Raw genomic sequence first — 22,929 nt, 5'->3', positions numbered from 1 at the left:
TACTTATTTCGTGGCCACTGTCGCATCGCTTACCAGGTCGCCTTGCGGCTCTTTGGCATTAGTGGGTTTGGTGCCTTTGAGGGAGAGCACAAAACTTGCTACCTTCTGGATGTCGGTGGGGGAGAGTTGTTTTTCCCAGGAGATCATTCCCTTTTCAGGTACACCATATTTGATCACTTTGAACACATCATGAATGCCTCCGCCGTGCAACCAATAATCATCGGTGAGGTTAGGGCCTACTGAGCCGCCGCCCTCGGTCCCGTGACAGGCGGTACATTTTTCCTGGAAGATTTTCATTCCAGCTTCCACGCCTACCTTTTCGGTAAGCAGCGTTACGGAGTTTTCGTCCATGCTCGCGCCTACTTTTTCCATATATGCTTTTTTGTCGGCTTCCGCGATGGCAATTTCCTTGTCGAGCTCGGCGATCTGCAAATCGCCTATCCCGCCGAAATACACCGCGGCGTAAACCACCGCGAAGAAGATGGTCGTATAGAACAAAAATTGCAGCCAGGGCGGCATACGGTTGTCGAGCTCCTGAATGCCGTCGTAGTCGTGGCCGTCGATCAGGATTTGCTTTTCGTCATGCAATGCGACGCCAATGCCCCTGAATTTTTTCCACCAATGCGCGCTGAAAACGTGCGTAGGCTCGGCCTTGGACGCCTGCGCCGTTTTGTTCAACACATGCATCGCCGACGTGAGCAGGATTGCCAGCTGGATAATGATGAAAACCAATGCAGCCAGCACCACATAAAGGATCAAATCCAGTTCGCTCACAGCGCGTATTTTTTCGGTCGTTTCCTGGGCTGATGCGGGTAATGCGAAACAAGCGAGGGTAATCAACGACAGCAATGCTTTCCCGCTAATGCCGTCATTTAAGGGAATGCTGCTCATTTTGTCAAGCTTCTTTTGATCTAAACCCCACACATAAATGAGCAGGCCGACGAAGAAGACAAAGAAAATCAGCAAGGATATGAGGGGGTAAATGCCGACCCCAGCGATGGTTTCGAGGTAATTCCGGAATTTCATAGAGGTTAATTTTGAATGACTCATTCACTCATTTTCTAATATCAGTTCCCATTCTTTGCATGTAGGCGATCAGGGCGATGATCTCTTTGTTGGCGGCGGTTTTGATGCCGCTTTGCTTCAAGCGTTCCTGGATTTCCTTTTCCTGTTTCACGAGATCCGCATTGGCCTGATGCTCGTACCCTTTTTCATAAGGCACACCCAATGTTTGCATCGCCTTGATTTTAGCTTTCGTCGTGGCCGTATCCAGATCATTTTCGAGTAGCCAGCCATAGCGCGGCATAATGGAACTGGGCGACATGGAGGTAGGATCTTCCATGTGGTTGTAATGCCAGGAGTCGGGGTATTTGCCGCCTATGCGGTGTAAATCAGGGCCGGTGCGTTTGGAGCCCCATTGGTGCGGGTGGTCATACACAAACTCGCCCGATTTGGAATACTCCCCAAAACGCTCAATCTCGGACCGGAACGGACGGATCATCTGGGTATGGCACACATAGCAGCCCTCACGGACGTAAATATCCCGCCCCTGCAATTCCAATGGCGTGTAAGGCTTCACGCTGGCAATGGTAGGCACATTGGATTCGACCAGGAATGTCGGGATCATTTCGATCATCCCGCCGATCGCGACGGCTACTAGAGAGAAGATTGTCAATGCCAATGGCTTGCGTTCCAGGAGGCGGCGGTGCCAGTATTCGCTTTTCTCAGCGTGCCAGATGGCATTCAGCGGCATGGCTTTGGCGGTTTCGGTGGGTACGAGCTTGCCTTTCAGGGCGGTCATCCAGAGATTGTAGATCATTACTACAAAACCAACCAGGTACAATGTGCCACCTACACTACGGAGGAAATAGAGCGGTTTAAGGGCCGTGACGGTTTCAAGGAAGTTAGGGTATTTCAAAAGCCCTTCCTGCGTAAACTCCTTCCACATCGAGCTTTGCACCCAGCCAGCCCAATACATTGGGATAGTATAAAAGAGAATACCCAACGTACCGATCCAGAAGTGGAAGTTGGCGGCTTTGGTGGAGTATAACGGTCGGTTATATAGGCGGGGGAAAAGCCAGTACAAAATGCCAAAAGTGAGGAAGCCGTTCCAGCCCAGCGCACCCACGTGCACGTGTGCCACGATCCAGTCGGTGTAGTGGGCAATGGCGTTCACGTTTTTGAGTGAAAGCATCGGTCCTTCGAAGGTAGCCATACCGTAAGCGGTAATCGCCACCACCATGAATTTCAGTACCACGTCTTCGCGAACCTTGTCCCAGGCGCCGCGCAATGTCATCAGTCCGTTCATCATACCACCCCACGACGGCGCGATGAGCATTACCGAGAACACGGTACCGAGCGTCTGCGCCCATTCTGGCAATGCGGTATACAGCAAATGGTGCGGGCCGGCCCAGATGTACAGGAAGATCAGCGCCCAAAAGTGCACAATGGAGAGCCTGTATGAATAAATGGGCCGATTGGCTGCTTTGGGCAAAAAGTAATACATCAAACCCAAATACGGGGTTGTAAGAAAGAATGCCACGGCATTATGTCCGTACCACCATTGCACCAGCGCGTCCTGCACGCCTGCATATACCGAGTAACTTTTCATGAAAGAGATCGGCAGCTCGATGCTGTTGACCACGTGAAGCATCGCGACGGTCACGAATGAGGCAATGTAGAACCACACGGCGGCATAAATGTGCTCCACGCGGCGGTTGATGGTCGTCATGATAATATTGACCAGTGCGGAAACCCACACCACCGCGATCGCGATGTCGAAAGGCCATTCCAGCTCCGCGTATTCTTTGGAAGTAGTGAAACCCATTGGCAGAGAAATGGCCGCACCAAGGATAATGGCCTGCCATGCCCAGAAATGGAAGCGGCTCAGGACAGGACTCCAGATGGGCGTACGCAGCACGCGCGGAACGGAGTAATACAAACCGGTGAAAAAGCCGTTTCCGACAAATGCAAAGATCACTGCGTTGGTGTGCAACGGCCTGATGCGGCTGAATGTCAGGAACGGCAGGTCGAAATTCAGGTTCGGAAAAACCAGCTGCAATGCGGCGAGCAAGCCCACAAGCATGCCAATGAGCCCAAAGAGGATGGTAGCGATGGCGAAGTCCCGGACAATGCGGTTGTCATATTGAAATTCATCCAACTCAACAGAGGCGAGGTCGGGATGGGGAACGTTTGACATAACTTGGTGGAGATAAATGGTAAAAATCAGTTCAGGTGAGTGGCGTCAGTTAGCGGTGTTCTTTTCGGAATCATCCAGCAGGATGCGCACCGAAGGCGTGTAATCGTCGTCATAATGCCCCTTCCGGACCGACCAGATAAACGCGCCCAGGAATCCCAGCGCCACCAGCAAACTGGCGATGATCAGCAGATATAATGCGCTCATGATGAGGATCGAGTTAGGTGATTTTGATAGGTCAAAACTACCTGTGGCATGGCTGGCAAAGCATGACAACCACTAAGTCCGGTTTATGACATTGGTCAGTTTTTCAGGTATCGTTTGGCTGCCGCATTACTCGCGAGCGTCGTAAAAGCCACAATGGTGATGGAGCTGACCGGCATCAGAATCGCCGCAATGACCGGCGACAGGTGCCCTGTGACCGCGAACGACAAGCCCAGGATGTTGTAGATTAATGAAATGGCAAAGCTCTGCCGGATAATGCGCTGGCCACTGCGTGCGAGGGAAATATAACCGGGCAGTAAGCTGAGCTGACTGCCTTCTACAATCGCATCACAAGAAGGCGAAAAGTTGTTGATATCGTCGGAAACGGCCAGCCCGACATCGCTCTGGCGCAATGCCCCGGCGTCGTTCAGCCCGTCGCCGACCATGAGTACGTGGCTGCCCTTCTGTTGAAGGTCGCGGACGAAATCCAGTTTTTGTTCGGGTTTTTGGTTAAATAAAAGCAATGCATTCTGGCCGAAAAGCGGGTTGAGCACGTCAAGGTCGGTAGGCCGGTCGCCGGAAAGCAGGTAGGTGCGAATGCCCGCCTTGCGTAATGTGGCAAGCGTTTCCGGTAACTCGGGCCGGTATTTGCTGCGGATCGTGAAATATCCTTTCACAATGTCATCAATCGCCACATACACGCGGCTCGATTGTTGTTCGGGATTTTCGGCAGCATTTGCACCGACCCAGCTAGCAGAGCCTGCCTTTACAGTCCGCAGGCCCCATTGAGCCATCATTCCTTTGCCGCTGATTTCAGAAAATCCACTCAGCACGCGCCGGCTGGCCGGAACATCTGCCAAATGCTTTGCCAGCAACCGGCTCAGCGGATGCGAGGATTGTCCTACCAGCGATTTGGTCATCACCAGCTCTTCCCGCGTCGAAGGGGCACCTGTAAAATTGATTTCGGCATCGTCGGGCAAGGTAATGGTGCCTGTTTTGTCAAAAACCACCGCGTTGATTTGTGCCAGTCTTTCAATGCTGTGCGCATTTTTCGGGTAGAAACGATTGCGACTGAAAACGCTCAACAGGTTCCCGTTCGTGAATGTTGATGAAAGCAGTAATGCGCAGGGGCAGGCTACGAGCAGGGTAGTGGTGAATGCGAGGAATGCAGTTTCGGGATTTTTAAATACAAAAAACCATATCAGAAACGTAACCGCTGCAATACCGAGCACGGTGAGTGAAAAGTAGCGGTTAATACGTGCGGCGAGGGATTTGTTGGCATCATCCTTCTCGTGTGTAAATGCCTCGTCGTTCCAAAGTTGGGTTAGGTAGCTTTGCGAAGTTTCGCGCAGCACCTCCAACTCGATCGCGGTGCCTTTCTGCTTGCCACCGGCGTAAATGGTATCGCCCTTGCGTCTTTCGATAGGCTGCGATTCGCCGGAAACAAAACTGTAATCGATCATCGCGACCGGGCTTTGTAGCACAGCGTCGGCCGGGATGAGTTCCTCGTTGCGGACCAGCATCCGGTCGCCTTTCTGCAGGTCGGTAATGGGTTTGCGGGTTTCCTGGCCATTATCCAGGATAGAAATCGCAATGGGGAAATAGGATTTGTAATCACGGTCGAACGAAACGCCCGCATAGGTTTTATCCTGAAAATAACGGCCAACCAACATGAAAAATACCGCTCCGGCAAAGGAATCGAGGTAACCGGGACCGGTTTGTGTCGCCAACTGATATAGGCTGATCAGGAAAACGCAGCTCAATGCCAGGGCAATAGGTGCGTCGATATTCAAATACCGCCCTTTCAGCGCCGACCAGGCCGATTTGTAGAAATCCGCCGCGCAATAAAACAGCACCGGTAGGCTCAATGCCAGGTTGAGCGCACCGAAAAGTGTCCGCAGGTTCTGGTCCGATGTATTTTGGCCTAAATGAAAATATTCAGGAAAGCTGAGCATCATGATGTTCCCGAATGCAAAGCCCGCGATACCGATCTTGTAGAGACGCGTGCGGTTCCATTTATTGGCCTTTTTGCCCGAAAGGTCATCCATGCTCAGGTAGGGTTCATACCCGATCCCCGTCAGCAATGCCGCCAGCTCGCTCAGGCGCAGAGCCGTGGCATTAAAAGTGATCCTGACTTTTTTCTCAGGGAAATTGACCACAGAACTCCGCACCGCCGGATTGAGCCTGTAAAGGTGTTCGAGCAGCCAGATGCACGAGCTGCAATGCATTTTGGGGAGGTACCAGTAAACGGTGGTCAGGCGACCATCCGTGAATTCGATCATGCTACCATAAACCTCCGGCAGATCGAGGTGGTCGTATTTGCCTTTGTAAAATGAAGAGTCGGGTGAAATGCCCTGCGCGCCTTCGATGGCGTAATATTGGCAAAGGTCACTGTCTTTCAGCAGGCCGTACACCGTCATACAGCCTTCGCAGCAAAAATCATGGGCGTCGGAATGCAGTACCTCATCGCGGCAATCCTCGCCGCAGTGGTAGCAAACGTGCCGTGTATCGGGAATAGCCTCGGGGGGCGTCAATATGTTCATGGTCATGGTATGGTTAACCTTTGCTCAAAATTGTAGCAAATGACCAGCGGAACAGATGACGGCGGGGAGGCGGGAAAACTGACTTTGGTCAGTGTTGTAAGCAAGGCCCCACCTGCCGTCGACTTAAGTCGACGGACATAGATCAATAAAATTGAAAATTGTTTTTTTAATTCTTGATTATTTAATAATTTACTTTATTAAGTTTATCAGGTGAAAAAAATGAAATCTTCTTTCGGACTTCTACTCGCCGCGGGGCTCTGCGTAGCTTCTGTGGCCCGGCATGACACTGCATTGTTTCGGGAAGTGGACAATGCCCGTTCGGTGCATATAACAAGCATGTCGGAGGGGCCGGATTCGAGCCGGTTTACTTACACCAAATTGGTGTCGGGTCTCGACGAGCCGATGGAAATGGCGATACTGCCTAACTACGACGTCGTCGTAGCCGAGCGAAAAGGAGCTGTGCGTTATTTCAATAACGCCACCAAAGAGCTTTCGACCGTCGCTCAACTTAACGTTTTCAGCGGGATCGAAGATGGATTGCTTGGAGTGGCCGTCGATCCGGATTTCAAGAACAACAACTGGATTTACTTTTATTATGGACTAGGTGGTGAGAAAAGTATCAGTCAACTGGCGCGGTTCGAGCTGAAAGGACAAAGCCTGGTCCGGGATTCCAAAAAAGTGTTGCTGGAAGTGCCAACCCAGCGGAAGTATTGCTGCCATTCGGCGGGTTATATCACGTTTTCGGACGGATTACTTTATTTATCAATCGGTGATAATACCAATGCTGAGGAAATCGAAGGACATACGCCCATCGACGAACGGCCTGGCCGTGAGCTTTCGGATGATCAGGCGGCGACGGCCAATAGCAATGATTTTCGCGGCAAAATCCTGCGCATTAAGCCGGAGCCGGATGGTACTTATAGCATTCCGGATGGAAACCTTTTTCCCAAAGACGGCTCACAAGGCAAGCCTGAAATTTACGTGATGGGTGTTCGCAATCCGTTCCGCATTTCCGTCGATCCGAAGACCAAATATTTGTATTGGGGCGACGTTGGCCCGGATACCGAAGTGCCGGGAAGCGAAGGCAAGATGAGTTACGATGAGATCAATCAGGCCAGGAAGCCTGGTTTCTTTGGTTATCCCTATTTCCTCGGCGATAACGAAGTATTTCCGGATTATGATTTTGCTACCAAGAAAGAAGGTCCTGGCAAAGACCCGCAAAAGCCGGTCAACGATTCGCCGCACAATACGGGCGTCCGTGAGCTGCCGCCTGCACAACCCGCATGGATCTGGTACGGGAAGGGACCATCCAAAAAATATCCGCTCGTTGGCAAAGGTGGGGCCAGTGCTATGGCCGGGCCGGTGTATTACAGTGATCTGTACCCCAATGCGCCTTACAAACTGCCGGAGTACTACAATGGCAAATTGTTCATTTTTGAATGGATCCGTAAATGGATTATGGCCGTGACAATGGACGCAAACGGTAATTACGCGCGCATGGAGCCGTTTCTGCCGCAACTGAAAGTCGTCGCGCCGATCGATATGCAGATTGCGCCCGACGGTGCCATTTATCTGTTGGCCTACGGTACTAACTGGTTTGCCCGCAATACCGACTCTGGCATTATCCGGGTGGAATATGCCGAGGGCAACCGCAACCCGATCGCGACGGTGTCAACTTCCAAGACTATCGGAGCCGCGCCATTTACGGTCACACTTTCGGCGAAGGGCTCGAAGGATTACGATGAAGGTGATCAGCTAACCTATGAATGGAAAATAGGAGCGAAGAAGCTGGTCAGCGAGGAGATCAAACATACATTCACAAAACCAGGCATTTATAATGTAGTCCTCAGCGTGTCAGACCAGCATGGGGGAAGGGGTACGGCAACCACCGAATTCAAGATCGGTAACACACCTCCCGATGTGAAAATTTTGACCAAAGCGAACCGCAGTTTTTATTGGGACAATGTTCCTTTTGATTACAAAATCACGGTTACAGATAAGGAAGACGGTAAAATCGAGCCTTCCAAAATCCATGCAGGGTTCAATTACCTGGCATTTGGAAAAGATTTGGCCGGGGCATTGTCGGGTTCGGAAGGGGAGAATATCCGGTATGCCGCCACGGCCAAACTGTACTCCTCGCTCGATTGCAAAGCGTGCCACACGATGGAAACCAAGTCTATCGGACCGGCATTGAAGGCTATTTCGAAGCGATACGAAGGTAAACCCGACGTGGCCGATATGCTGGCACGTAAGATCATTACCGGCGGGAGCGGCACGTGGGGTTCTTACCCGATGCCCCCGCATGCCGATTTGCCCGAAAAAGATGCGAAGGAAATCGCCGGCTATATTTTATCATTAAGCAAAACCAGTTCCCGGACGCCGCTGACAGCACAAGTAAAGCTGACCGAACATGTCGGAAAAGGCAATGAAGGCGCTTATGTATTGCTGGCTTCGTATACGGATAAGGGTGCAAACGGCATCGGGCCGCAGAAAATGGCAACGCACATTGTGCTGCGAAACCCGCTGATCCAGATGGAGGACTATCAGGAAGGCAATGTGGGCGTGGTGGTGGCTACGCAGAACACGGGTTTTGTTTCCTACATTTCCAACATCACGAATGGCAAATACACCCGTTTCAATCAAATTGACTTAACCCATATCAAAAACATCCGTTTCCGCATTCAGGAGCATGGTGCAGGAGGGACGATTGAGCTGAGGCAGGACGCGCGGGATGGCATGCTGCTGGGCAAGGTGGATATTACAGATGGCCGTTTGGAGGATCTGAAAATCGGGTGGAAAGAGGTTTTACTGCCAGTAAACAGTGCCATTGGGGTTCATGATCTTTATTTGGTTTTCAAAAATGAAAAGATCAAAGCGCCGATGTTCCATATCGACTGGATGTATTTCGAAAACGATCTTAATCCCTGACCTTGCATAACCCACGATCAGTACTATTCCTGAAACCGAAACCAAACCTTTCATGCAACCCGAGAAGTATATTGACCAGTACCGCCACGCGCTGTTAAACGATGTGATCCCTTTCTGGATGAAAAACTCGCCTGACCGCGAATCGGGTGGTTTTTTTACCTGCCTCGACCGTGAGGGGAAGGTTTTTGATACCGATAAGTTTATGTGGCTCCAGTGCCGGCAGGTATGGTGCTTTGCCATGTTTTATAACCAAGTCGAAAAGCGGCAGGATTGGCTCGATATGGCACTTTCGGGGGCTACATTTTTACAAAAGCACGGGCGGCGGCACGAACGGGACGTTCGCGCTAATGAGAATAGTGCCAACGGCTGGTATTTTTCATTAGACCGCCACGGTAACCCACTCATGCAGCCACACAGTATATTCTCGGATTGTTTTGCCACCATGGCATTTGGCCAGTTGTACAATGCAACCGGCAATGCGGAGTTCAAGGCCATTGCGGCAGATACGTTTGAGAATATCTTAAAAAATCAGGATAACCCAAAGGGCGTTTACAGCAAAGCCGTACCGGGCGCGCGGCCGCTGGAAAGTTTTGCACTGCCGATGATCCTTTGTAACCTGGTGCTGGAAATAGAGTCGCTATTGGATCCGGCACTGGTGAACCAGGTGATCGAGCGCGGGATCGACACTGTGATGAACAAGTTTTACCGGCCTGAGCTGGGAGTAATCCTCGAAAACATCAGTCCGGACGGCTCGTTTTCGGATTCGTTCGAAGGCAGGCTGGTCAATCCCGGGCACGGGCTCGAAGCGATGTGGTTTATTATGGATCTTGCCCAACGGACTTCGGATCAAAAGCTGGCGCAGCGGGCGGTGGACATTGCCATTCAACTGATCGAATACGGCTGGGACAAGGAGCATGGCGGTATTTTCTATTTCATGGATGTAAAAGGCAACCCGCCCCAGCAGCTCGAATGGGACCAGAAACTCTGGTGGGTGCATATGGAAACGCTCATTACGCTACTAAAAGGTTACCTGCACACGGGTGACGAGCGGTGCGCGCAGTGGTTCGAACGCATGCATGCGTACACATGGAGCCATTTCCCCGATCCCGAATATGGGGAGTGGTTTGGCTATCTCAACCGCCAGGGTGAGCCGCTGGTCACATTGAAGGGCGGCAAATGGAAAGGGTGCTTTCACGTTCCACGCGGACTTTACCAATGCTGGAAAACATTGGAAGCGATTCAGGTAAAATCATCTGTAAACGTCTGATTATGGCACAGATACCTGTTGCTTCCGGTCAGCCTGCGGGCATTGCGGAGGGCCAAAGCTACCGACCCGCCCTTGCGACGCTCGCGGTTTTGTATTTTATGATGGGCCTTATCACCTGTCTGAACGACACGCTCGTGCCTTTTTTCAAGAACAGTTTTCAGCTTAATTACACGCAATCGGCGCTGGTGCAGTTCTATTTTTTCGCCACTTATGGTGTAATGTCCATTCCCGCCGGGGCGATTGTAGGGAAATTGGGTTTCAAGCAGAGTATGGTCGCAGGCTTCGCCGTGGCGGCAGTGGGTACTTTCTTGTTTTTTCCGGCGTCGCTGATGCACCAGTATTATCTGTTTCTGGCTGCATTGTTCATTCTGGCGATCGGCATCGTATTGTTGCAGGTTGCCGCAAATCCATACATTACCATGCTTGGGCCGGCGAAAACGGCTTCCTCGCGGTTCAATCTTATTCAGGCCGTAGGATCGTTGGGAACAACTGTTGCACCGCTTTTAGGTGGATGGTTAATTCTTTCAAAAGCCGGTCAGCTGGCTCAATCCAGTGATGCAGTGCGGGTTCCGTATCTTGGCATTACGGCATTGCTTATTTTAATTGCGGTAGTGGTGAGTCGATTGAAATTACCCGTGCCAGTAACGGAAGTTGGAGAAGCGGCGAAGCAAGAGACCGGCATATTCAGTTTCAGAAACCTTCGTTTCGGAGTTGTCGCATTGTTTTGTTACGTGGGTGCGGAGGTGTCGATTGGCTCTTTTCTAACCAATTACATTGCCGACACAGCAGGGATTGACGAAAACAAAGCCAATACTTTAGTCGCATTTTACTGGGGAAGCATGCTGGTAGGCAGGTTCGTCGGCGCAGGCATTCTGAAAGTTGTACGTCCGCCGGTTGTATTAAGCGTTTGCGCAACAGCGGCTGTTGCATTGATCCTGCTATCGGTTTCGACCAGCGGCATGTTGGCGGTATGGAGTATGATCGCGGTCGGTTTGTGCAATTCCATCATGTTTGCTACCATCTTTTCGCTTTCCGTGGCAGGCCTGGAACGATATGCGACCCGGGCATCGGGCTGGCTTTCAACGGCCATCGTCGGCGGGGCAGTGGTGTCCTATCTGCAAGGCTGGCTCATCGATCATTACAACTGGCAGATTGCCTTTCTGATGCCATTGGTATGCTATCTTTTCATCCTGTTTTTTGGTTTAAATGGGTATAAACAAAGTAAAGCTTAATTTTGCTGCCCCATTTGTCTTGAACCTCCTATGAGCAGACCGCTACGTGTTGCAGCCAACTACAAAACCAAAGATCCGGCACAAATCGTCCTGGGGTATTTGGCCAATCATGGCGGCATGACGTTACCGGAGCTTGGTAAGCAGTTGAATATCAGCGTACCAAAGGTGACGGTACTAGTCAGTGAACTGCGAAATGAGGGGTTTGTGAGCGATTATGGTAAAATTGAATCTTCGGGCGGGCGCAAGCCGAACCTGTACGGCGTAGCGCCGGAAGCTGCATATTTTATCGGTGTCGATGTAAAGCAAAGTCATGTTACAATAGGGCTTCTGAATCTCGACAAAACGCTCATTGTGCATTCAGGTGCATTGCCTTATGCCCTGGCCAATACCCTCGAATCGCGGGACGCGCTTTGTATGCATATTGGAGCGTTTATCGAAGGCTTGTCGGTTTCAAAGGACCGGATCAAAGGCGTGGGTGTCAACCTTTCAGGCCGTGTCAATTATCTGACGGGCCACAGTTACAGCTATTTCCATTTTGACGACCGGCCATTAAGTGAGATCGTGGAGGAAAAAATTGGGTATCCGGTTTTTCTTGAAAACGATACACGCGCAATGGCTTATGGTGAATTTTGTCTGGGAGCTGTGGAGAAAGAGCAAAATGTGCTTTTCCTGAACCTCGATTACGGCATTGCCGTCGGAATCCTGATGGACGGCAAGCTGTATTATGGCAAATCGGGCTACGCGGGCGAATTTGGGCACATGCCTGTTTTTAACAATGAACACATTTGTCGCTGTGGCAAGAAGGGCTGCCTCGAAACCGAAGCGGCCGGTTGGGCGCTGGAAAGAATGTTCCGCGAAAAGATCCGTGAAGGTTCGTCCTCGCTAATAACCCAGAAAATCCCCGATCCCGATCGCATTACCATGGACGACATTATAGAGGCGGCCATTGCCGACGACGTCCTTGCCATTGAACTCATCGCGCAGTTGGGTGATAACCTTGGCAGGGGCATTGCCTCGTTGATCAACGTCTTCAATCCAGAACTGGTTATCCTGGGAGGCAGCCTCCTCGCGACCGGCGACTATATTGGTTTACCCATTAAAACTGCTATTAACAAATACTCCCTGAGCCTTGTCAACAACGACACACGACTGGTGCATTCCAAATTAGGTGAGGATGCCGGGTTGCTAGGTGCATGCCTGCTGGTTCGGAACCGGTTTTTAGGTATTCACGATTAAGGTTCGGTCTTAATGCTGTTTCAATAACCATATATCAGAAATCTTGGATTGTTTCCGCCAATTGAGTTGCGATTCCTCAGGCCCATCGAAAGTCACTGATATTTTTCCATCCCGCGTGAGCGACAATGGCACTATCCATTCTTTGAATGTCTCTGGCTCCTTGTTGTAAACCGTCGGGGAAAGGCGGTGACCATCCACACGCAGGAGCGCATCGCCTTCGCCTGCTACGCGTATGATGTAACGCCCATGCGGGTCGAGATTTTCATAATCAAGCTCGGGTTCGCGCTGGAAAAGCTGGGTCGACAAGCGTTTACGGCTCATACCATTATCCCACCAGGCCACATCGGTAGCATCATCCGAGATCGTTTTCACCCTTGGCCCCTTAGCGACGCTCGAAATATCATCATAGTAACTTCCCATGCCCGGATTTTCCCAGAATGCAATCATTTTTAATCTTTCCAGCTGTTTTTCGGGAGAATCCATTTTTTTGATTTTGTCGAACTCATCGGCCAGCCACCAGCGGTTGTTGAGCGGATAGTCTACGAAATCCATCACAACGCCACGCTCCGGGCTGCGGGGTTTGTGTTTAGAACTCGTTTGAAATCCAATGGAACTGTACATTGCTTCGCTAAGCACGTCGAGGTGTTTCCAGATGTCTTTTTCGATCGGTGCTGCGCGATTGTTATTCACAATAATCATCGCGGAGTCCATGACTTGCTGCAAATTAGTTTGGTTGGCCGTGGCGAGAACCTCGTTTGCCTGTTTTTCCAATCGCTGTTCGCGGATCAGGCGCAGTCGGGTGTATTGGTCATAATAGGCCCTGAAAACGAGCATTTGCCATCGCCAGTTGTCTGTCAATGTTTCTTCTACTCTTTCAAGTATTCGCCAGTTCAGATAAGTCATCTCTATACCGCCATTTTCAGCTAGTGGCCCTTTCCAGTTTTGCTCCAAGCCTTCAATGCCGCTGGCGACAGTTGAAGCAGCCATAGGGTTGAAGAAAAAATTCGAATATTCTTCTAAAATACTATGCACATCCAATTGGGGATCCCAGCCGCGCATGCTCCATAATACTTTGTTAACGTCGTCGTGGCTGCCGTCGGAATAGGACACAAAGCCATCGGTAAACGGGGCATATTTCGCGTGGATCTTGGCAAATGCATTCGGCCGCGGGTTCACCGACTCCCGTCCGAGCGTCAATGCATATGCCTGATCAAATTTTTCCACCGGAAACTCGCAGCGGACCTGATGCGTGATGTCGGGGTACTGGCGGTGCTGGTATTGCTTGGGCAGGCGGTAACGTGTTTCGGCTATGGGCGGGCTCCCGGGACCGGATACCACACCTTGGAGCCAGGTTGGTTTTTCCGTTTCAAGGTATTTGTAAAAATAATCGATCTGCTCGGTATCGAAGCCTTGCAGCGAAATCCACATTTTGGCCTTGGGATGGTATTTGATGAGTTTTGACTGAAGCTCTTTCAGGAACGGCAGTACTTCCGACGGATGATTGTCACCGGGGTCACCACCTGGGAAGAAAATGTGGTCGAGGCGGGGACATTCTTTGTAAAATTGCTCGTGTAGGTCTAGCTCCGCTTTGCGTTTGGCCTCATCTTTCAGTTCAAAGGTACCTGGGGTCCATACCCAGTAGTCCATGTCATACTTTTGGCAAATCCCGCTCATTTTGATGCGCATTTGTGCCGCCGGTATTTTGAAATGCGGACTAGGCTTATCGTCTTCGTGAAACGGAATACCTTCTACTGCATTGCTGCCAAAAATGGCGAGTTCACGGATATACTGATCAAACTGCGCCACCGACCAGGCATCGTACGTATTCGCGGTCGAGCGATACCCGAGTTGGTGTCCGCGGATAGCGTAAGCGGGCGACGAAGCTACATTCACCGGACCAGCCAGTTCCAAAAGCGGCTTGCCCATAAAAGACTTGCTCATTTTCAAATGCCGCAGCAAATATCCAGCGCCGAACAGTACTCCTCGCGTATCGGCGCCAATAATCCAGATGGTTTTGGAATTACCATTCGTCTCCGTCACGATGCGGTAGCCTTCGGGCTTGGATTCGGGTCCATTGCCATTACTGGCGGGGACGTTTCGGATTAATAAAGTTTTATCTGATGCCAGTGCCAAAGCAATTACAGGTACATTCCCTTTTGGCCAGGCAGCTACGTTTTTGAGCGTTATGCCCGTCCGTTTCGAAATCTCCTGCGATAGCACCTCCGGAGCTGTTTCCCTCATAGGTGACGGAATGCTTGCGGAAATGATAAGAGATGCATTTTTCAGGTCAACAGCTTGCGCCTTGCACTGCAATGAGGTAGCTGAGATAAGCAGGATTGTACATGATAACAGGAAGTTAACTTTTTGCATAAAGCGGATTGGGGAATGCATAACAAGTACAAGTTCGGTGTTGTGTCTGTTATACTGTATTTGAGGTGACTTGGGCTAGCGACTGGTTGTCCGAGCAAGGAATACCTGTAAGTGCATTCCGGATCAAATCGTGGTGAGGGTTGTGATTAGTAACGATCCCGATCATCGCAGACGATTTCATATGGGTAGGTTCCAATGATCAAGCTTCGGAATAACACTCAGGTAAAGTAGAAAACACGCCATTTCCCTACTTTTAGCATTTGAAAACATTTGTAACCCTATGTCGCGTCTCAAATCGCTGTTAATCTGTACTTTCTTGCTGTTTTTGTTTTCGCAAACAGGTTTTGCGCAGATATTGTTACCGGCGAAGGAATTCGATGTAAAGGAAGCCAAACAGGCCGTAGCAGTGGATGCGCAGTATTTTTACGTGATCAACAACAGCACGATTACCAAGCATAGCAAGGCCAATGGCAAGATAGTAGCGACCTGGGACGGTGCGAAAGAAGGCATTGTGCATTTGAACAGCGGGGTGGTGATCGAAGGACGGTTGTATTGCGCGAATTCAAATTATCCTGAAATACCGATGACGAGTTCGGTAGAGATTTTTGATGTAAAAACGCTCACGCACGTTGATACACATAGTTTTGGCATTGCCCAGCATGGGTCGCTAACCTGGCTGGATCAGAAAGATGGGCATTGGTTTATTGGCTTCGCGCATTATGCGGGGAAGGAGTCGAGCGAGGGGCGGGATGTGCGGTGGACATCGCTGGTGAAGTACGATATGGAGTGGCGGCAGGTGGAGGCATGGGTATTTCCGAAAAATCTGATCGATTTGTTTACACCTAAAAGTAATTCTGGCGGGGCATGGGGTGCCGATGGACTGTTATATTGTACCGGTCACGACCGCGCCGAGGTGTACGTTTTAAAACTGCCGAAATCGGGCTACACGCTTGAATATATACGCACGCTTCCGGCGCCGATAGAAGGTCAGGGGATCGCCATCGACCGCGCGGTGCCGGGAAAGGCATTGTTGTATGGCATCCAGCGTAGCAAACACACTGTCACTGTTTCTGAAATCCGCTAACCTTTGTAAACATGAAGTTCCGACTCCTACTGATTGCCATTCTCCTTACTTCCGCAGGCATTGTTAGCGCGCAGGATACGACCAGGAAAGTAAACCACCGCTTTGAAGTCAAAACGCTGATCATTTTTTTCGACGGTCTCAGGCCTGATTACATTACCGAAGAGCAAATGCCGAACCTGTTTGCATTCAAAAAAACGGCGGCATGGGGCAAAAACCATCACAGCGTGTTCCCGACCGTGACACGCGTAAATTCAGCCTCTTATGCAACAGGTTCTTACCCTGGCACCCACGGGTTACTCGGTAACTCGATTTTCGTCCCGGAAGTGGCAGGTAACAAGGCGATTGGAACCGGTTATGGAGATTTGAGCAAAATACCCGCAGCAACATCCGGTCCGTTACTCACTGCCAAATCGCTTGGCGAAGTGTTGGCAGATGCAGGCCAGAAAATGATGGTTTTCAGCTCCGGGACAACCGGACAGGCTTTTTTACAAAATCATACCGTGAATGGAGCGGTAGTCAATCCCGATTTGATTTTACCTGAATCATTCAAGAAGCGCGTGTTTGACGAGATAGGGCTAGTTGCCCAAGGATCCGATGAGGATTTCGGCAGGCACAAATGGATCACCGACGCGCTTCTGAAATACGGACTAGTAAAAGACGGACCACTCGTGAGCGCGATCTGGTTCTCGGACCCGGACGGTGCGGCGCATGAACATGGTATTGGCTCGCAGCAGGCAGTGGACGCGATCAAATATGTCGACGGGCAGTTTGGCCGGATTATGGATGTACTAAACGCGAAAGGGGCGGGCGAACGCTATAATGTGATCATTTCGACCGATCATGGCTTTGTTACACACACCGGAAAACAAGGATTGGCCGACTTCCTGATCAAACAGGGTTTTAAAAAAGACAAAGAATCGGACGACGTGGTGGTGGCAGAAGGCGCAATCTATGTGAAAGGCCACGATCCGAAAACCATTCGTTCTATTGTGGCAGCGTTGCATAAGGAAGAATGGGTAGGGGCTGTTTTTACCAAAAGTAGGAAAAAGGGCGATATGCAAGGTTGGGTAAAAGGAACGCTTTCGTTCCATGCAATTCATTACGACCATCCAAAACGCTCCGGAGATATTTTAGTAGCTCCAAACTGGAATGACTCGAAGAATGACAAAGGTTATGCGGGAACCGATTTTTCCGGCGGCGTGGCAGGTCACGGCGGTTCAAGCCCTTATGAGATCAATATTGCGTTGCTCGCGTCAGGGCCCTATATCCGTAGCGGCGACACCACCACTTTCCCGACTTCGAACGTGGATATTATGCCTTCTATCTTGTCAATATATGGCTTGCCAAATCCGGTAGGTGGGAATGGCCGGGTTATTCATGAGCTTTTCCGGGATTATCCCATGAGGAAAATGAGAAGGCCGGTACCTAAGTTCAAAAAGCGTATGGTCCGCGCCGTTGCGGAGTATCCATGGGGGACCTACCAATTGTCCGCCGAAATATCTGTATTGGATTCCAGATGGTATTTTGACTATGCCAAAACTGACAGAACACCAGCACGGTAAGGGCCGGTTTGACTAAAATAAATCTACAAACTATTTGCTATTAGTAATATAGAATTAATTTTACTAACATTGTCTCTGTAGCGTCTGTCCATTATCCATAGGCAACCGGATAAGCCCATACGTGACAGCATGTAAATGTCAGAAATTTCAGTAAGAAAGAATAATAAGCCGATAAACGAACAGTAGTGTGGAAGCGTGTCGTGAGCTGTTACGACACGCTTTTTGTGTTTATCGCCAAAAGAATTCCGCACGTTCACTCAAACCGCTCAAACCATTCTCGTGGCAAATGTGACTTGATGTTTTAAACATTATTCATTAGCCATGAAAATTTCACTTTTTATTCTTTGTTTCCTCTCGTTGCAATATGCGGTAGCACAATCCCCGCATGGGTGGCGCACTGAAAAACAAATCCCGGTTACGGACATCTACACCGTCAGGAATATAGAGGGGAAACTCTATGCTTCCACCGCAAGCCAGGTTTATGTCGCCGATAACCGCGGTCTGTCATGGACCCAATCCGCCCTTTTTAGCCCTGCGCCCGACGGGATCGACGACCTGATCAGATTCAAAGGGAAATTGTATGCCACCGGCTATGGGAAAGGTATTTACGAAAGCATTGACAATGGCAAAACGTGGCGTCTCGCATCACAGGGAATCTCCGGGGCGGTGCGGTTTGCCGAGCGAAATGGTGCATTGTACGTTGCCACCGACGACCAGGGTATACAGCAACTCGATGCGGCCGGAACGGCTTGGGTGTCATTTAACAAAGGCCTGGATTTTAAGACCAGTTACAGTTTCAATGCACTCATCAATACCGACAGTTGCCTCATCGGCGGAGTGGGGGCCAACGGTACATTAGCGGTCCTCGACGACAATACTGCCGCCTGGGATATCCGTTTTCAAGGTGGACGCATACAGCCTGGCCTCAGTACCTTTGATTTCCTGCAAACCAGCAAACATATCTGGGCATTTACCAACAACAAAGCCTATGCCAGCAGCGACAACGGCCGCACATGGGTATACGTGCCGGCCGGCATGCGCCACGGAAGCCATGCACGCGCGACAGCGACAACGAGCCGCATTTATGCGGCGGTAAACTTCGGTAACAACCATACAATTCTTTACAGCCGCCGCATTTCCGCCCCGCTATCGGATGCCTGGACGACGGTCGATACGTTGCAGGGATATTACACTTACAGTATCGCCCAGGCTAACGGACGATTGTATGTGGCCACACAGCATGGTTTGATCAGCACTTCCTTAGGCAGATCTTTTGAAATTCCACGGCAAACAATTCCGCGTCTGGATTTTTACGTCTATCCCAATCCGTCGGTTGCTGATGTGACATTGGCCAACGGGCTCGCTACCGGCGGCGGGCAGTTTCGGTTGACCGATGACCAGGGAAGAGTGGCATTGTCAAGCCAGATTACCTCCGATAACCAATCGCTCGACATTTCAGAATTGGAGCCGGGAACCTATTTCTATACCATCACAGGCAGCGGAACGGGTGATAGAACGGGTAGGCTGGTCGTGGGCAAGAAGTAAGACCTATACACCAAACTTTCTCAGATTATATACCAAGCTGATCAGGAAATAGCGTTTCAAAACCCGGCTACGCACATCTTCGACATAAGCGTCGCCGGTGTTCCGGAGAAGGCTGCGGTTCTGGTTGAGCAGGTCGAATACCTGCAATCGTATCTCAGCCTGCCGGGTACGTAGAAACTGGCGGGCGAATGAAGCGTTCCAGAGCAGGAAACGCTGATTGTAACCCTCGGCGCGGCCAGTGTTGCCCGTGTAAGTAAGATCCGATTCAATCACCAGATTACCCGGCAATTGAACATGCACGTCTCCTGTGGCGTATTGCGACCAGTACTGCAAATTTTGCTGAGGTAAAAGCGAATAACGGGCTTGCTGATACGTAATGCGGGCAGTGAGGCCATAGTCGATCCGTCCATTGTAATCCGATTGCAGCCGGAAGCTCTGTCCAACGGCGGTCGATGTAGCCATGTTGTCGGCCAGGTTAATGAGGTTCGTATTGCGTGCCACACTCCCCTGCGTGGTCAGGTTCACCGTTAGCCGAAGGGGTTCGATCTTTTTACCCAGCGAAACAACACCGTTGGCAGAGAAAAAGCCACGCGTATTTAAAGGCGTCGTTACTTGCGCGCCCGACCCATCCGTATTGGTCGACAAGCCGATCCGGTTATTACTTTGATTAAATGCCAGAAAAGCAAACAGGTTATCGTTCCCACCCCGCGAGGAAGCGTTGAATGAAAGCGTTACGGTGTGGTAATACTCTGGTTTCAGAGCTGGGTTGCCTATACTGATGTTAAGAGGATTCGAATTATCGGCCGCGGGAATGAGCTGAATGATTCCGGGTGGGGAAATGCGCGTCCGGTATTGCAGCCGCAAGCTTTTATCGCCGCGAAATGTGTATGAAAAAAGCGCATTCGGCATGAAATAGCCATATCTGCTGCCATAAGCGGTGTCGGTAGACCTGTCCACAGGCCGCAGTGATGCCAGTTGAAAGTCGCCACCCAATGCCATCGTGTACCGCAAACGCCTGGTCTGGAAAGTAGCGCCAAGGCGGTTGGTTTCGAAGGTGCTTGCGAAATTTCTGCTTAGCAAACTGTCGGGCAAATCATAGCCATTCGTTTCGTCTCTTTTATTGTCCACATCGCGAAGGAGTTTGCCAAAGTTGTTACCATATGCATACCGGAATTCCAGTTTCTGGTTGAGGGAAAGCGGTTCGGTAAACGATAGGCTCAATGTGTTCTGTAATGCGAACTGGTTCTGGGCATTGCGCTGATCGATTTTGGAAGAGGTGGCCAAAGAATCAAAAAACGTATTCATAGACTGATTGTAAGCAGTTGTGTTGCCCGTTGTGAGTATTGAATTAAGGTTTGCAGAAAGTGACCGGCCTTCCTTCCGGAATTTTCGCATGAGCAGCAGATTGTTGTAGCCATTCACACCTGTACCGCTCAAATCGTAATGAGTAAGCCCCTTATTCAGTGAATCTGCTGCCGGGCGATACGAGGAACTGGTGGTTTTATTCAGGAAATCCTTGGTTTGAAAGCTGACGTTCGGCGTAAAACGAAGGCTGGTCAGTGAATCCAGCGGCATGTCGAAGCGGCCGTTTAGACGATGGGTAACCATGGTATTTTTAGAATAATTTACCTGATCTGTCAAAAATGAGCGACCGGGCAAAACATTTTCCCGATGACTTTGCTGGTCGGTCGTCGTCATCGACCGGTTCGCGAAATAACTGGCGGCCATTTCAGCCCGCTTTCCCCATTTAATAGTCTTGCTTTCGGTCCGATAATTGATGCCCAATGCACCAACTTCCGTAATATTGGATGGAGTAGAAGGGCCGTCAAGCGAACCACCTGGCTGCCCAATGAATTGTGGCCCTCCTGAACCCGGCCCCGGTAGATTACCATCGGACATTGTGAAATTCTGCTGATTGAGGTTATTTGCCTGTCCTATCAGCGAGAGCTGTTTCGTTGGACCGCCGTTGCGGTTATTAAACCGGTTAATGTTCAATCTGGCCTGGTAGCGGGCCGTCTGATCACCAGCGCTTGGCCCAGCACCCAGGGCATTTTGTCCGAAATAGCCTTTCCCTTTGTCCTTTTTAATGGTAATGTTGATAGTCCGCTCTCGGTCACCATCGTCGACGCCCGAGAACTGCGACTGGTCCGAGGATTGGTCGTACAACTGTACCTTATCCACAATGTCGGCGGGCAGGTTACGGGTAGCCATTTTTGGGTCGTTGCCAAAAAACGGTTTGCCATCCACCAGTACTTTGTTCACAGCCTGGCCATTGGCCTTAATAGACCCGTCTCGCGCAACTTCCACGCCAGGCAATTTGCGCAAAAGCTCTTCTACCTGTGCATTAGGTTGTGTTTTGAATGATCCTGCATTGAACTCCAGTGTATCCAGTTTGATCGTCACCGGCGCACTTTCCTGACGGATCACGACTTCATTCAACAAGTTGCCCTGTTCCTCCATGAGCAATGTGCCTGCGTCGGCAGGAGTGTCGCGGGTTACCGTTAGAGATCGGGATGCGTTTTTATATCCTACAAATGTAACCAGGAGGCGATAGGCACCTGGCGCGACTTTCCGGAACCGGAAATGCCCGTCGCCATCGGTGATCGTCGCGCTTACGTATGTGGAGTCACGTGCTTGCAGCAGGGACACGGATGCCATCCGCAGAGGTTTTCGGGTGGCCGAGTCAAGAACCGTACCAGTGAGTTCACCACTGGCGGGCGGTTTTTGTGCGACTGCTGGTGCCAGCACCACCAGCAGCAGGAACAATACGCGCTTAAATGCCTCCACCACCGGGTCCCATTTTCTGGTGAAAATCGGCCATTGCTTTCTGGCGGATATCTGTCAGTTCCTCTGGCTTTACAGTTTCGGCCTGGATGTCCGGCATGACCGATACAGCTTCAACCTTGCCCAGGCTCACCTTCGTTGCCCGGAATTGCTCACGGCTGCCTTCGATGAGCAATGCAACTCCTTTCTCCGGCGTAAGGGCTGGGACAGGTGCGTATCGGATCGGCAATTCGGTCGTAAACCACACAGTGTAGGGTTCGTTGTGATAGGTGACTATCGCTTTCTGGCATATATACCCTGCAATTTTCTTTGTCTGCTGCGTGAGTTGCCATCCACCGATCGGTTCGATGGGTGCTTCGCTTTTGTAAGTACGGGCCTCTTTTTCTGTGCCGACGGTCACGAACGTCAGGATTTTTTGCGCCGCAATGTCGGTGACCAGATATTCTTCAAATGGACGTCCGGCGTTGCTCATTTGCGGGACCCCGCCCGGTTCCATCATCACTCTTTTCATCATGTTTTCTTCGTCACGGTTTTCGCGTACAAAATTCCCGGCAAACAGCACTTTCTGCCCAATGGTGCGTGTGTCGGGAACGTCAGTCGGGAAGTTGGGATCGCCCTGTTTTACCTCCTCGCCGTTGACCATGAAGCGTAATCTCGATTGGTCGATCTTGCGTACGACTTCGTAATTGATTTGCCCGGAGGCTTGTGCGAGGATGTCGGAGTTCGCCGCAAAGAGCAGCGTGATGATTAAAAGAAGCTTTTTCATAATGTCGCCTGAGTTTTGATTTGACGTATCAAAGGTCAGTCGACGGTTTGTAAGGTACTGCTATTTAATGTTAAGTAGTGTTAAGACCCTGATCACGGCAGAGTTCAAAACACAGCCCAAGTCCTTTCGTCAGGCCGTAAACTAAAAAACATCGCATTCCATCAGGTGTTGGCCCGAAGGTTGCGTATATTGGTTGAACTATATTATACTCA

General features: G+C 50.6%; 14 protein-coding genes. 7 read left to right on the top strand and 7 right to left on the bottom strand.

What is annotated here, in order from left to right:
• Positions 1–3 precede the first annotated feature (3 nt).
• The 4 genes from LZD49_RS12050 to LZD49_RS12035 all read right to left on the bottom strand — a co-directional run bounded on the left by LZD49_RS12050 (position 4) and on the right by LZD49_RS12035 (position 5,943).
• The gene (locus LZD49_RS12050) at positions 4–1,026 is read right to left on the bottom strand and encodes a cbb3-type cytochrome c oxidase N-terminal domain-containing protein (RefSeq protein ID WP_234667601.1); all 1,023 of its coding nucleotides are present in this window, start codon (positions 1,024–1,026) and stop codon (positions 4–6) included.
• A 28-nt stretch (positions 1,027–1,054) separates the two neighbouring features.
• Positions 1,055–3,199, bottom strand: coding sequence for a cytochrome-c oxidase, cbb3-type subunit I (gene ccoN, locus LZD49_RS12045; RefSeq protein WP_234667600.1), 2,145 nt, complete (start codon positions 3,197–3,199; stop codon positions 1,055–1,057).
• Positions 3,200–3,244: 45 nt separating this feature from the next.
• Positions 3,245–3,403 (bottom strand): cbb3-type cytochrome oxidase assembly protein CcoS, encoded by a 159-nt coding sequence (ccoS, locus tag LZD49_RS12040; RefSeq protein WP_234667599.1) that lies wholly within the window; start codon positions 3,401–3,403, stop codon positions 3,245–3,247.
• Between the two features lie 95 nt (positions 3,404–3,498).
• A complete protein-coding gene (locus LZD49_RS12035) occupies positions 3,499–5,943 on the bottom strand; it encodes a heavy metal translocating P-type ATPase metal-binding domain-containing protein (protein WP_234667598.1) in 2,445 nt (814 codons plus the stop codon).
• A 219-nt stretch (positions 5,944–6,162) separates the two neighbouring features.
• Here LZD49_RS12035 and LZD49_RS12030 point away from each other — a divergent pair, with 219 nt between their 5' ends.
• Genes LZD49_RS12030 through LZD49_RS12015 form a run of 4 tightly spaced genes read left to right on the top strand, consistent with a single transcriptional unit; the run spans position 6,163 to position 12,606 of the window.
• Positions 6,163–8,871, top strand: a complete 2,709-nt coding sequence (locus tag LZD49_RS12030) for a PQQ-dependent sugar dehydrogenase (protein WP_234667597.1) — start codon at positions 6,163–6,165, stop codon at positions 8,869–8,871.
• Between the two features lie 52 nt (positions 8,872–8,923).
• Complete coding sequence (locus LZD49_RS12025) at positions 8,924–10,138, top strand: AGE family epimerase/isomerase (RefSeq protein WP_234667596.1); 1,215 nt, start codon at positions 8,924–8,926, stop codon at positions 10,136–10,138.
• A 2-nt stretch (positions 10,139–10,140) separates the two neighbouring features.
• Positions 10,141–11,370, top strand: coding sequence for a sugar MFS transporter (locus tag LZD49_RS12020; RefSeq protein WP_234667595.1), 1,230 nt, complete (start codon positions 10,141–10,143; stop codon positions 11,368–11,370).
• Positions 11,371–11,400: 30 nt separating this feature from the next.
• Positions 11,401–12,606 carry an ROK family transcriptional regulator gene (locus tag LZD49_RS12015; RefSeq protein WP_234667594.1) on the top strand — a complete coding sequence of 402 codons (1,206 nt, stop codon included), beginning with the start codon at positions 11,401–11,403 and terminating at the stop codon, positions 12,604–12,606.
• A 9-nt stretch (positions 12,607–12,615) separates the two neighbouring features.
• Here LZD49_RS12015 and LZD49_RS12010 read toward each other — a convergent pair whose 3' ends face one another.
• A complete protein-coding gene (locus tag LZD49_RS12010) occupies positions 12,616–14,976 on the bottom strand; it encodes a hypothetical protein (protein WP_234667593.1) in 2,361 nt (786 codons plus the stop codon).
• A 280-nt stretch (positions 14,977–15,256) separates the two neighbouring features.
• Between LZD49_RS12010 and LZD49_RS12005 the strand changes: the two genes are divergently transcribed.
• The 3 genes from LZD49_RS12005 to LZD49_RS11995 all read left to right on the top strand — a co-directional run bounded on the left by LZD49_RS12005 (position 15,257) and on the right by LZD49_RS11995 (position 19,167).
• Positions 15,257–16,060 carry a hypothetical protein gene (locus LZD49_RS12005; RefSeq protein WP_234667592.1) on the top strand — a complete coding sequence of 268 codons (804 nt, stop codon included), beginning with the start codon at positions 15,257–15,259 and terminating at the stop codon, positions 16,058–16,060.
• Positions 16,061–16,071: 11 nt separating this feature from the next.
• Complete coding sequence (locus LZD49_RS12000; protein WP_234667591.1) at positions 16,072–17,622, top strand: alkaline phosphatase family protein; 1,551 nt, start codon at positions 16,072–16,074, stop codon at positions 17,620–17,622.
• Positions 17,623–17,943: 321 nt separating this feature from the next.
• Positions 17,944–19,167: a T9SS type A sorting domain-containing protein gene (locus LZD49_RS11995; RefSeq protein WP_234667590.1), complete on the top strand. Its 1,224-nt coding sequence runs from the start codon at positions 17,944–17,946 to the stop codon at positions 19,165–19,167.
• Positions 19,168–19,170: 3 nt separating this feature from the next.
• Here the strand turns inward: LZD49_RS11995 and LZD49_RS11990 are convergent, their stop codons facing one another.
• Positions 19,171–21,954, bottom strand: a complete 2,784-nt coding sequence (locus LZD49_RS11990) for an outer membrane beta-barrel protein (RefSeq protein WP_234667589.1) — start codon at positions 21,952–21,954, stop codon at positions 19,171–19,173.
• Positions 21,941–22,717 carry a GLPGLI family protein gene (locus LZD49_RS11985; RefSeq protein WP_234667588.1) on the bottom strand — a complete coding sequence of 259 codons (777 nt, stop codon included), beginning with the start codon at positions 22,715–22,717 and terminating at the stop codon, positions 21,941–21,943. The genes LZD49_RS11990 and LZD49_RS11985 overlap by 14 nt, the downstream gene beginning before the upstream one ends.
• Between the last annotated feature and the right edge of the window lie 212 nt (positions 22,718–22,929).

The sequence above is a fragment of the Dyadobacter sp. CY261 genome (assembly GCF_021440085.1).
Taxonomy (GTDB): Bacteria; Bacteroidota; Bacteroidia; order Cytophagales; family Spirosomataceae; genus Dyadobacter.
The sequence above is the reverse complement of the archived record's forward strand: the minus strand, read 5'-3'. Positions and strand labels throughout refer to the sequence as shown.